At 65.5% G+C, this 11754-nt stretch carries 9 protein-coding genes; 6 read left to right on the top strand and 3 right to left on the bottom strand.

The genetic code is table 11. The annotated features are described in order from the left end of the window. The first annotated feature begins 453 nt into the window (after positions 1 to 453). Both relB and ACO6D5_RS01520 read left to right on the top strand, forming a co-directional pair. Positions 454 to 681: a type II toxin-antitoxin system RelB family antitoxin gene (gene relB / locus ACO6D5_RS01525; protein WP_485824447.1), complete on the top strand. Its 228-nt coding sequence runs from the start codon at positions 454 to 456 to the stop codon at positions 679 to 681. Between the two features lie 51 nt (positions 682 to 732). Further along, positions 733 to 936: a type II toxin-antitoxin system RelE family toxin gene (locus tag ACO6D5_RS01520; protein WP_485824446.1), complete on the top strand. Its 204-nt coding sequence runs from the start codon at positions 733 to 735 to the stop codon at positions 934 to 936. A gap of 111 nt (positions 937 to 1047) precedes the next feature. On the opposite strand, the gene ACO6D5_RS01515 is transcribed toward ACO6D5_RS01520, so the two are convergent. The 3 genes from ACO6D5_RS01515 to ACO6D5_RS01505 all read right to left on the bottom strand — a co-directional run bounded on the left by ACO6D5_RS01515 (position 1048) and on the right by ACO6D5_RS01505 (position 7036). Then, complete coding sequence (locus ACO6D5_RS01515; protein WP_315847413.1) at positions 1048 to 2526, bottom strand: efflux transporter outer membrane subunit; 1479 nt, start codon at positions 2524 to 2526, stop codon at positions 1048 to 1050. Positions 2527 to 2597: 71 nt separating this feature from the next. After that, positions 2598 to 5813, bottom strand: coding sequence for an efflux RND transporter permease subunit (locus ACO6D5_RS01510; protein ID WP_485824445.1), 3216 nt, complete (start codon positions 5811 to 5813; stop codon positions 2598 to 2600). Between the two features lie 26 nt (positions 5814 to 5839). Next, complete coding sequence (locus tag ACO6D5_RS01505) at positions 5840 to 7036, bottom strand: efflux RND transporter periplasmic adaptor subunit (protein ID WP_315847415.1); 1197 nt, start codon at positions 7034 to 7036, stop codon at positions 5840 to 5842. 387 nt (positions 7037 to 7423) lie between these two features. On the opposite strand from ACO6D5_RS01505, the gene ACO6D5_RS01500 reads away from it, so the two are divergent. From ACO6D5_RS01500 to ACO6D5_RS01485, 4 genes are all read left to right on the top strand, one after another. Next, a complete protein-coding gene (locus tag ACO6D5_RS01500; protein ID WP_485824444.1) occupies positions 7424 to 8503 on the top strand; it encodes a LysR family transcriptional regulator in 1080 nt (359 codons plus the stop codon). Between the two features lie 151 nt (positions 8504 to 8654). Beyond that, positions 8655 to 9770, top strand: a complete 1116-nt coding sequence (locus tag ACO6D5_RS01495) for an AI-2E family transporter (protein ID WP_315847506.1) — start codon at positions 8655 to 8657, stop codon at positions 9768 to 9770. Between the two features lie 118 nt (positions 9771 to 9888). Then, positions 9889 to 10674, top strand: coding sequence for a phytanoyl-CoA dioxygenase family protein (locus ACO6D5_RS01490; protein ID WP_315847507.1), 786 nt, complete (start codon positions 9889 to 9891; stop codon positions 10672 to 10674). A gap of 130 nt (positions 10675 to 10804) precedes the next feature. Then, positions 10805 to 11632: an IclR family transcriptional regulator gene (locus ACO6D5_RS01485; RefSeq protein ID WP_485824443.1), complete on the top strand. Its 828-nt coding sequence runs from the start codon at positions 10805 to 10807 to the stop codon at positions 11630 to 11632. Positions 11633 to 11754: the final 122 nt, after the last annotated feature.

Below are 11754 nucleotides of genomic sequence, written 5' to 3'. Positions count from 1 at the left end.
GTGTTTGTGGGGTATCGGGTGGCGAGGCGGTATCTCGATCTTCGGGGGTAGTTGTCGGTTCTTGAGGCGCCCGGCGCGGCGGTGGCCTGCGGTGCGCGGGTCAACGATTGCGGTCCGGAGCCTTCGCTCCGGACGGCCCCTGCGTCATCTTCGTTGTTGCCTACGGCAACTGCCTTCAGATTCCCTTGGGCGCATCGACTCCCCGCGCACCGCAGGCCACCGCCGCGCCGGGCTCTGTCAGTGGCAATTTCCCGGCCGCCGGGGCGAGTGGGGTGCTTGAGGTTCTTGGGTACCGGCGGGGTGGGGTGGAGGGTCTTGCGGGGCCCGCCGCCCGGCCGGCCGCGCAGGCGGCCTTCGGGGGCTTACGCGGTGTCTTGCGTTGTGGCAGGGTGCGCTGCGCGCTGGTGGGATGATTGTGGATACAATGAATACATGTATTCAGTGGGAGGGGGTATGCCTACATCTATTCGGCTTGATCCGATGATTGAGCAGCGGCTTGATCATCTGGCGGAAGTCACGGGGCGCAGCAAGGCGTATTACCTGCGCGAGTTGATCGTGAGTGGTCTTGAGGACCTTGAAGATCGCTATTTGGCTGAGCGTGAGCTGGACGCCGTCCGCAAAGGAAAGTCCAAGACCTACACCCTAGAGGAGGCGGAAAAGAAACTTGGCCTGGCTGATTAAGCTGAGCAGCGCGGCCGCGCGTGATTTGTCCAAACTCGATAGACCCGCAGCATGCGGATCACGGCATTTCTGCGAGAGCGCGTTGCTCCGCTAGACGATCCGCGTAGCATTGGCGAAGCATTGAAGGGTCCGAAGTTGGGTGACTTGTGGCGGTATCGAGTCGGCGATTTCAGGATCATCGCCAGCATCGAGCATCAGGCGCTCTGTGTTCTTGTCGTCAAGGTAGGTAATCGGCGTGAGGTGTATCGCCGATAAGCGTGCGCCGCCAGACCGACTTCTTTGTCTGCGGAAAGGAAAAGCGCGTCAGGCATCGGGATTCACTCCGACGCCTGACGCGCTTTTTTATTGTCCTTTCGGATCTTGCGCTTACTTCGCCGCCACCGCGTCCGGCGGAACCGGGTTTTCCCAGCCGCCGCCGATCGCGCGGATCAGGCCGACTGCCGAGCGTGCTTGCTCGCCGCTCAATTGCACGGCCACGCGTTGTTGCAGCAGGACGCTGCGGTCGGCTTCGATCACGTCCAGATAGCTGATCGAGCCTTCGCGGTATTGCGTGTGCGACAGCTTGGCGGCGCGGGCCGAGGCTTCGACGGCGGCGTCTTGCGCCTTGGTCTGGTCGGCCAGGATACGCAGGTTCGCCAGGTTGTCTTCCACTTCGCGGAACGCGTTCAGCACGGTCTGGCGGTAGACGGCGACGTCTTCCTCGTAGACGGCGCGGGCGCGGTCCAGGCCGGCCTGGCGGCGGCCGCCGTCGAAGATGGGCATCGACAGCGCAGCGCCGACGAGCGGACCCAGCAGGAAGGTGCGGCTGGACCACTGGAACAGGTTGCCCAGGTCGGACGACTCGTAGCCGAAGGCGCCGGTGATGTCCAGGCGCGGGAAGAACGCGGACTTGGCGGCGCCGACGCGGGAGTTGGCGGCGGCCATGGCGCGTTCGGCGGCGGCGATGTCGGGGCGGCGTTCCAGCAGCGTGGACGGCAGGCCGGCGGGAATCGACAGGGCGACCTTCTGGATCGGCTGCGGCGGCATCGTGAAGTCGGACGGGGCGCGGCCCAACAGCACGGCCAGCGCGTGTTCGGTCGTGGCGCGGCGGCGGTCGATGCCCAGCGCTTCCGATTGCGCGGACGCGAGTTCCGCCTTGGCGCGCGCCAGGTCCAGTTCGCTGATGTCGCCGGCGTCGTAGCGGCGCTGGATCAATTGCAGCGTGTCGGTGCGCAGCTTGACCGTCTGGTTGTACAGCTGCGATTCGGCGTCCTGCTCGCGCACCAGGAAGTACGTGGTGGCCACGTCGGCCTGCAAGGCCAGCAGCACCGAACGGTACAGCGCTTCGCTTTGCTGGGCGTCGGCGGTGGCGGCGTCGGCGGTGGACGCCACGCGGCCGAACAGGTCGGCTTCATACGACACCGCGCCTTGGGCGCGCCACGTCGTCACCGGGGTGGTGGACGTGCCGTCCGGCAGGCCTTGCGACACGGCCGAGGGGCGTTGCCGGTTGGGGCCGAAGGCCGCGTCCAGCGTGGGGAAGAAGCCGGCGCGGGCCTCGCGCTGCAGGGCGCGCGATTGCGCCAGGCGGGCGGCGGCGGCCTGCAGGTTCTGGTTGGCCTGTTGCGCTTCGTCTTCCAGCTGGTTCAGGCCTTCGTCGCCGAACACCTTCCACCAGGCGCCGCGCAGCGCGTCTTCCGACGGCTCCGCAGGCTTCCAGGTGCCGGCTTCGGAGGCGGGCAGGGCGGCTTCCTTGAATGCCGCCGGCGCGGCGGCAGACGGCTTTTCGTAAGTGGGGCCCACCGCGCAGCCGGCCAGCACAAGCAGGACGGCAAGCAAGGCGGAACCGCGGGTCAGTCTTTGGATCATGATGAATTCTCTTTGGCGCGCGCCCCGCCGGCTTGGGCGGGACGCGCTGGCTTCTCTTACGTCTGCCGGCTTTACGCGTGAGTCTGCGTGGCGGGCGGCGCGTTCGTGTCGATGTGCGGGGCGCACTCCGGCGCTTCATGCGGGGCCGCCGAGTGCAGCGGCTTGCCGCCCAGCGAACGCAGCAGCACATAGAACACCGGCGTCAGGAACAGGCCGAACAAGGTCACGCCCAACATCCCGAAGAACACGGCCACCCCCATGGCATGGCGCATCTCCGAACCGGCGCCGGACGACAGCACCAGCGGCACCACCCCCATGATGAACGCGATGGACGTCATCAGGATCGGGCGCAGACGCAGGCGGCTGGCTTCGATGGCGGCTTCCAGCGGCGAGCGGCCGCTCATTTCAAGTTCGCGGGCGAATTCCACGATCAGAATCGCGTTCTTCGCCGACAAGCCCACCAGCACCATCAAGCCGATCTGCGTGAAGATGTTGTTGTCGTTGCCCGTCAGGTAGACGCCCGTCAGCGCGGCCAGGATGCTCATCGGCACGATCAGGATCACGGCCAGCGGCAGCGTCAGGCTTTCATACAGCGCGGCCAGCACCAGGAACACCAGCAGCACGCTGATGGGGAATACCCACAAGCCGGCATTGCCCGCCAGGATCTGCTGATACGTCAGGTCGGTCCATTCGAACTTCACCCCGCGCGGCAGCGTTTCGGCGGCGACGCGTTCGGCTGCCGCTTGCGCCTGATCGGACGAGAAGCCGGGCGCCGGGCCGCCGTTGATGTCGGCGGCGGTGTAGCCGTTGTAGCGCACCACCATTTCAGGCCCGAAGGTCTGCTTGACCGTCACCAGCGACGACAGCGGCACCATGTCGCCCGCGGCGTTGCGGGTCTTCAGCTGCAGGATGTCGTCGGCGTGCGCCCGGAACGGCGCATCGGCTTGCGCACGCACCTGGAACACCCGGCCGAAGCGGTTGAAGTCGTTCACGTACATCGAGCCCAGGTAGATCTGCATGGTGTCGAAGACTTCGGTCACCGGCACGCCCAGCTGCTTGGCCTTCACGCGGTCCAGGTCCACATCCAGCTGCGGCACGTTGATCTCGTAGCTGGAGAACGACGGGCCCAGTTCAGGCGTCTGGCGCGCTTTTTCCAGGAAGGCCTGCTTGGCCTTGTCCAGTTCGGCATAGCCGAGTGCGGCGCGGTCTTCCAGTTGCAGCTTGAAGCCGCCCAGCGTGCCCAGGCCCATCACGGGTGGGGGCGGGAACACGGCGATGAACGAGTCCTGGATGGCCGAGAACTTCTGGTTCAGCGACGCGGCGATGGCGTTGCCCGAGAGCGCGGCGCCCTTGCGTTCGCCAAAGGGCTTGAGCGTCACGAACACGATGCCGGCGCTGGAGCTGTTGGTGAAGCCGTTGATCGACAGGCCCGGGAAGGCGATGGCGGATTGCACGCCGGGTTCCTTCAGGGCGATGTCGCTCATGCGGCGGATCACCGCTTCCGTGCGGTCCAGCGAGGCGCCGTTGGGCAGCTGCGTGAAGCCGATCAGGTACTGCTTGTCTTGCGCCGGCACGAAGCCGCCGGGCACCAGGTACGACACGCCGATGGTGGCGGCCACCAGCACCGCGTACACGCCCATCGCGCCGGCCTTGCGGCGGATCACGCCGGACACGCCCGAGCCGTAGGACTCGGAGGCGCGGCCGAACATGTTGTTGAACCAGTTGAAGAAGCGGCCGAAGACGCGGTTCATGCCACGGGTCAGCCAGTCCTGCTTGTCGTGATGGCTCTTGAGCAGCAAGGCCGACAGGGCGGGCGACAGGGTCAGCGAGTTGAAGGCCGAGATCACCGTCGAGATGGCGATGGTCATGGCGAACTGCTTGTAGAACTGGCCGGTCAGGCCCGTCATGAAGGCCAGCGGCACGAACACGGCGCACAGCGTCAGCGCGATGGCGATGATGGGGCCGCTGACTTCACGCATGGCGCGGTAGGTCGCGTCGCGTGGACTCAAGCCCGCCGCGATGTTGCGCTCGACGTTCTCCACCACCACGATCGCATCGTCCACCACGATCCCGATGGCAAGCACCATCCCGAACAGCGACAAGGCGTTGATGGAATAGCCGAACACCAGCAGCAGCGCGAACGTACCGACGATGGACACCGGCACGGCCAAAAGCGGGATGATCGACGCGCGCCACGTTTGCAGGAACAGAATCACGACCAGCACGACCAGCGCGATGGCTTCCAGCAGCGTGTGCACCACGGCTTCGATACTGGAACGCACGAACTGCGTGGGGTCGTACTCGATGCGGTATTCCACGCCCGGGGGGAAGTCCTGCTCCAGTTCGGCCATCGCGGCGCGCACTTTGCTGGAGACATCCAGCGCATTCGCGCCCGGCGATTGCATGATGCCCATGCCGACCGCCTGCTTGTTGTCCAGGAGCGAACGCAAGCCGTATTCCTGGGCGTCCAGCTCCACGCGGGCGACGTCGGACAGGTGCGTCACGGCGCCGTCGGGCGAGGTCTTCAGGATGATGTCGCGGAATTCTTCTTCGCTTTGCAGGCGACCGCGCGCATTCACGTTCAGCTGCAGCGGCACGTCGCCTTGCGTGGGCGATGCGCCGATCACGCCGGCGGCGACCTGCACGTTCTGTTCGCGGATGGCGGCAACCACTTCCGACGCGGTCATGCCGCGTTGGGCGACTTTTTGCGGGTCCAGCCAGACGCGCATCGAGTAGTTGCCCGAGCCCCACACCGTCACTTCGCCCACGCCCGTGATGCGGGCCAGGCGGTCCTTGACGTTCAGGATCGCATAGTTGCGCAGGTAGGTGATGTCGTAGCGGTCATTGGGCGAGATCAAGTGCACGACCAGCGTCAGGGTGGGCGAGCTCTTGGCGGTGGTCACGCCCAGGCGCTGCACGTCCGGCGGCAGGCGCGGAAGCGCCTGCGACACGCGGTTCTGCACCAGCTGCTGCGCCTTGTCCGGGTCCACGCCCAGCTTGAAGTTGACCGTCAGCGTCAGGTTGCCGTCGCTGTTGGCCTGCGACTGCATGTACAGCATGTCTTCCACGCCGTTGATGGATTCTTCCAGCGGCGAGGCGACGGTTTCGGCGATGACCTTGGGGTTGGCGCCCGGATACTGCGCGCGCACCACCACCGACGGTGGCACGACTTCCGGGTATTCGGAAATGGGCAGCTGGAACATGGCCAACAGGCCCGCCAGCAGCACCAGGATGGACAACACGCCGGCGAAAATCGGCCGGTCGATGAAGAACTTTGAGATATTCATGAACGTTCTCTGTAGACGCGCAGGCCTTACTTCAGTTCGGCTGCGGCGGTCTTGACCGGAGCGGCCTTGGCGGCAACCATGGGCACGACGGTCGGAGCCACGGCGTCGCCGGGGCGGATGCGTTGCAGGCCGTTGACGACGATGCGCTCACCGGCGGCAAGCCCCGAGTCGACGACGCGCAGGCCTTCCTGGTTTGCGCCCAGCTTCACCTGGCGGTAGACGGCGTGGTTCTTGTCGTCCAGCACCAGCACGTAGCGCTTGTCCTGGTCGGTGCCGATGGCGCGTTCGTCGATCAGCACGGCCGAACGCGGGTCGCTGCCGCCCAGGCGGACGCGGGCGTACAGGCCGGGCAGGAGCGAACCGTCGGTGTTATCGAATTCGGCGCGCACGCGGATCGTGCCGGAGGTGGCGTCCAGGCGGTTGTCGACCGACTGCACGTAGCCGGTGCGCGAATAGCCGTCCTCGTTGGCCAGGCCCAGTTCGACCGGGACCGAGCCTGCGCGGCCGTTGCGCGCCGGGTTCACGTACTTGAGGAAGGTTTGTTCGTCCACGTCGAACGATGCGTACATCTTCGACACCGACACCAGCGTCGTCAGCGGCACCGACGTGGCGCCGGCGGCGACCACGTTGCCCACGGTGACTTCGGCGCGCGACACGCGGCCGGCCACCGGCGCTTCGATGCGCGTATAGCCCAGGTTCAGCTTGGCGTAGTCCAGGGCGGCTTGCGCGCCCTGCAGATTGGCGGCGGCTTCGCGCGAGGCGTTCTGCTTTTCCTCGAAGTCGCGGCGGGCGATGGCGTTGTCCGTCAGCAGGCGCTGGCCGCGGGCCAGTTCCGTGGCGGTGTACGACGCGCGGGCCTTGGCGGCCGTCAGGGCGGCGGCGGCGCGGTCGACTTCGGCCGCGTACGGGCGCGGGTCGATGGTGAAGAGCACGTCGCCCTTCTTGACGATGCTGCCGTCCTGGAAGTGCACGGCCGTCAGGGTGCCGGACACCAGCGGGCGGATGTCGACGCGGTCGATCGCTTCCAGGCGGCCGGAATAGCGCTGCCAGTCCACGATGGTCTTGCTGACGACTTCAGCCACCTCGACGGGCGTGGCGGCGGGGGCGCCTTGCGCCATGGCGACATTGCCGCCGGCGGGGCCCCGGGTCAGGGCATAGCCGCCTCCGGCCGCGAGTACGGCTGCAAAGACGACGAGCATAGCGATACGATTGCGCGAAACCATGATGTTTCCTTGAGTGGTATAGGGGCGAAAGCGCGCTTGTTTGAGCCTGGGGCGGAGGCGGCTCCGGCAGTCCGGGGCATGGCAGTCCTTAGCGTCCGCTGGATATATGCATATGCTGCAATGCAACATGCAACAGGGTTGCGGTTCCTGGGCAGGGCGCCTTGGCGGGGCGGGATCACTGCGGTGTCGGAAGCTGAGGATTGACATGCCCTGTGGAGGCGCCGGGAGGCAAGGGCACTTCAAGATGGTTTGCATTCTGAGTGTTTTGCGGGGCCGGATAAACCTTTCTATTCCGGCAACACTGTTCGACAGAAATGACTAATCAGCGGCGAAATCGGGTTATGCTCCGTTCACCCCGACTTATTTGCCCAAAAGGACACCGTCGCCATGGACCGTTTTCAGGCTATGCAGGTGTTTGTGCGCGTCGTGGACGCCAATAGCTTCACCCGGGCGGCCGACAGCCTCTCGCTTCCGCGCACCACCGTCACCACCATCATCCAGAACCTCGAACGCCTTCTGGGCGTGCGCCTGCTCAACCGCACCACGCGCCGTATCGGCCTGACGCCGGACGGCGCGGGCTATTACCAGCATTGCGTGCGCATCCTGGCGGACGTCGAAGAGACCGAGGCCTGTTTCCAGGAAGCGGCGCTGCGCCTGAAGGGACGGCTGCGCATCGACGTCCCGACCTGCATCGGGCGGCTGATCCTGATCCCCTCATTGTGTGATTTCCACGACAAATACCCCGACGTCGAGCTGGTGCTGGGCCTGGGCGACCGCCCCGTGGATATGGTGCAAGAGGCCGTGGACTGCGTGATCCGCGCCGGCGAGCTGGAAGATTCCAGCCTGGTCGCGCGCCGCATCGGCACCCTGCAGACGGTCACCTGCGCCTCGCCCACTTATATTGCCCGCCACGGCATGCCGCAGACGATCGAATCGTTGCGCGACCACCACGCGGTGCACTATTTCATGAGCCGCACGGGCCGCAACTGCGCCTGGGACTTCAAGGTGGACGGCAAGCACCAGGAAGTGGACATGAAGGGCACGGTGGCGGTGAATGAGGCCGGCGCCTACCTGGACTGCGGCCTGAAGGGATTCGGCCTGATACAGGTTGCCCGCTATATGGCCTTGCCGCACCTGCAATCCGGTGAACTGATCGAAATCCTGCCGCAGTGGAAGCCCAGCTCCACGGCGATTTCGGTGCTGTATCCGCAAAGCCGCCAGTTGTCGCCCAAGGTCCGGGCGTTCACCGACTGGGTGGCGGAATTGTTCGCCGGCTGCCCGCTGCTCAGCGGCCGTGACGAAACCGATCCCGCTGCCGGCACCTGCGGCGTGTATCAGCGCCAGTTGGGCATGCCCAGCGCGATGACCCTGGGGCAGCCCCAGCCCCGCACCGAACCCGCCGTGCTCCCGACGACGCCGCCGCGCCGCCGCAGCGCGCGCGAAGAGGCGGCCGAATACGCCTTGTAAGCGGAAGAGGTGGCGGGCCAACCGGCCCGCCACGCCGGGAAACCACGGGAAACCCCGTAGTAAATACAGGGCTTGTGTCCCTCGTATTTCTTGAAACGTCTGTATAGTCCGACAGTCAAAGCCTACAACGCCCTTACTGTCGATCCGCTCTATGCAGCCTGTTCTACCCGCTTACCTGATCGCCCGTTGGCTGCTGCTGCTTGTCTTGTTGGCAGGGGTTTACTTTCTTAGCGGCTTCCTCGTCCCCGCGCTTGCGGCGCTGATCATCGGCTTGGCCAGCTGGCCTTTGTACCAGCGCCTGGTCGTGCGCTGCGGCGGCCGCACGGCGGTGGCCGCGTCGCTGGCGCTGCTGGTGGTGATCGTCGTGCTGATCGTGCCGATGAGCCTGGCGCTGTCATACGCCATCAAGGAAGCCAGCACCTTCTTCGCCTGGGCCATCGCGGCCAACCGCCACGGCGTGGCCGTGCCCAACTGGATCACGTCGATGCCGGTCGTGGGCGAGCGGCTGGGGCAGTACTGGGAATCGTATATCGGCCAGCCCCACGCGCTGGGCGCGCTGGTCGAAGCCGTCAGCGGCGAACATCTGGGCAATATCTACCGCATGGTGCTGGCGGCCACGGGCAATGTGTTCCAGCTGCTGCTGACCGTGCTGTTCATGCTGATCACGCTGTTCTTCGTCTATAAGGACGGCATCCGCATGGTGGCCCAGCTGGACGTGCTGGGCGAACGCATCCTGCCGGCCCGCTGGCAGCGCTTTTCGCGCGTGGTGCCGGCCACCATCAATTCCACCGTCACCGGCATGGGCCTCATCGCCCTGGGCGAAGGCCTGGTGCTGGGCATCGCGTACTGGGTGGCGGGCGTGCCGTCGCCGGTGCTGCTGGGCGTGGTCACGGGCTTCATGGCGCTGATCCCCGGCGGGGCGCCGCTCTCGTTCACGCTGGTGTCGCTGTACCTGGTGGGCTCCGGTCATCTGGTTGCCGGCATCGCGCTGATGGTCTGGGGTAGCGTCGAACTCTTTATCGTCGACAAGACCCTGCGCCCGCGATTGGTGGGCGGCCCCGTCAAGCTGCCTTTCCTGCCGACCTTCTTCGGCCTGGTGGGCGGCGTGAAGACCATGGGTATCGTGGGGTTGTTCGTCGGCCCCGTGCTGATGGCCTTGCTGGTGGCGGTGTGGCGTGAATGGGTGCACCACGAAGTGCAGGAGCGCGACGCCGCACGCCTGCATCCACCCATTGTCCCTCCGGTTGAAAAAACACCCTCCACCTGACGCCGGCGTGCCCGGCGCTTTGGTAATCTAGCCATCCCCGCGTATACCGGTGTTTGACCGGTACGCGCCTGCCCCGCACGCAGACGCTTCGCAACCGCCGCGGGGTGTGAGGATTGAGATGTCCGGGTTACTGCCTGATGATCAGATAGCCGTCCTGCGCAAGCAGGGGTTTGTGGTGGCGCGCCAATTCGCCGGCGCCGACCAGGTGGCGGCGCTGCGCGCGCTGGCCGAACGCCATTTGCACGAGCATGTGGCCCCCATCGAATACGAAGCCGACCTGCGCTACCCTGGCGCGCCCGAGTCGCGCACCGCCGAAGGCGGGCTGACGGTGCGCCGCCTGCTCAGCGCCTATGCGCGCGACCCCCTGTTCGCCAAATGGGCAACCGACCCGCGCATCAGCCAATGGCTGGCTAGCTACTTCGCTGAACCTGCCGTGCTGTCCACAGTGCACCACAACTGCGTGATGACCAAGCATCCGGCCTACGGCAGCTTGACGGGCTGGCATCAGGACATCCGGTATTGGTCGTTTTCCGATACGGACCTTGTCTCCAGTTGGCTCGCCCTGGGGCCGGAAAAGCGCGAGAACGGCGGGCTGTCTTTCATCCCGGGTTCGCATGCGGCGGCCTTCACGCCCGATCAGTTCGACGACAAGAAATTCTTCCGCGACGACGCGCCGCAAAACGCCGAATGGATCGCGCGGGCGGTCTGCCCGGAACTTGAGGCCGGCGACGTGGTGTTCTTCCATTGCCGCACGCTGCACGCGGCGCAGGGCAATCGCAGCGACCGCGTGAAGCTGTCGGTGGTGCACACCTATCACCCGCAATCCTGTCATCCGTTGCCGGGGACGCGATCCGCCTCGCAACCGGGCGTGCCGTTGGCAAAGCCCACTGCCGAAAGCGCTTAAAGTAATTGATATTTGCTATTAATAATTGAATTACAATTAAATTAAGCGCAATACGCGACGATGGGCCGGCATACTCCCACGTCGCGTCCATGCTTGCGCGGCATCCCTAGAACTCAATAGGCTGTTCCCTGTGCGCAAATCCACCCCCGACGACTCGGAAAAACCGCAGGCGCCGACCGAGACCCGGTCTTCGCTATTTGTCGGTTCCACTGAAAAAGCCTTTCAGGTGCTGCACGCGTTCGACGGCTCGAAACGCCACATGACACTGGCCGACATCGCGCGCGCATCCGGCCTGGACCGCAGTGCGACGCAGCGCCTGGTCTACACGCTGGAGACCCTGGGCTATCTGCGCCGCATCCCCGAAACGCGCAACTACGGCCTGACGCCGAAGGTGCTGCAGTTCTCGTACAACTACGTGCGCGCGAACGAGCTGATCGACAAGGCGTCGCCGTATCTGCTGGACATCAGCCGGACGCTGGGCGAGACGACGAACCTGCAGGAACTGGACGGCCACGAGATCGTGTTCGTGGCGCGCTTTCCGGGCCACCATCTGGTGAATGTGGATATCGCCGTGGGCAGCCGCCTGCCGGCATTTTTCACGGCCTCAGGCACGGCGATCCTGTCCCGGCTATCCGACGAACACCGCCGCGAGATCCTGGCGCAGACGCGGCTGGAAGCGATTACGCCGTACACCGAGGTGAACCCCGAAAAGCTGCTGGATCGCGTGCAGCGCGTGGCCGAGAAAGGCTACGCGATCATCGTGAACGAGACGGTGCTGGGGGATATCTCGGTGGCTGCGCCGGTGATCGACCATCGGGGGCTGGCGGTGGCGGCGATCAATATTTCTGTGCCGACGACGCGGTGGACGGTAGCGCGGGTGGAAGCAGAACTGGCGCCGCATGTGCAGGTGGCGGCGACTTCGATATCTAAATCCAAGTTTTCGGCTTATTCGAGGTAGGGGAGTATTCGTAGGTCGGTTGGGGGGGAGCTTCGTCGGTGAGTTTCGATGGAGCTTCGTCGGTAAGTCGATGGCGCTTCGTGGGCCGCCCATCGTCGGGGTTGGGCTGATGGCGCGCGCCC

The sequence above is a fragment of the Achromobacter sp. genome (genome assembly GCF_057314935.1).
This window is presented reverse-complemented; position numbering and strand designations above follow the sequence as displayed.

Excerpts from the sequence above, each read along its gene's own strand:
- relB (WP_485824447.1), top strand. The coding sequence starts at position 454 with ATGCCTACATCTATTCGGCTTGATCCGATGATTGAGCAGCGGCTTGAT.
- ACO6D5_RS01520 (WP_485824446.1), top strand. The coding sequence starts at position 733 with ATGCGGATCACGGCATTTCTGCGAGAGCGCGTTGCTCCGCTAGACGAT.
- ACO6D5_RS01515 (WP_315847413.1), bottom strand. The coding sequence starts at position 2,526 with ATGATCCAAAGACTGACCCGCGGTTCCGCCTTGCTTGCCGTCCTGCTT.
- ACO6D5_RS01510 (WP_485824445.1), bottom strand. The coding sequence starts at position 5,813 with ATGAATATCTCAAAGTTCTTCATCGACCGGCCGATTTTCGCCGGCGTG.
- ACO6D5_RS01505 (WP_315847415.1), bottom strand. The coding sequence starts at position 7,036 with ATGGTTTCGCGCAATCGTATCGCTATGCTCGTCGTCTTTGCAGCCGTA.
- ACO6D5_RS01500 (WP_485824444.1), top strand. The coding sequence starts at position 7,424 with ATGGACCGTTTTCAGGCTATGCAGGTGTTTGTGCGCGTCGTGGACGCC.
- ACO6D5_RS01495 (WP_315847506.1), top strand. The coding sequence starts at position 8,655 with ATGCAGCCTGTTCTACCCGCTTACCTGATCGCCCGTTGGCTGCTGCTG.
- ACO6D5_RS01490 (WP_315847507.1), top strand. The coding sequence starts at position 9,889 with ATGTCCGGGTTACTGCCTGATGATCAGATAGCCGTCCTGCGCAAGCAG.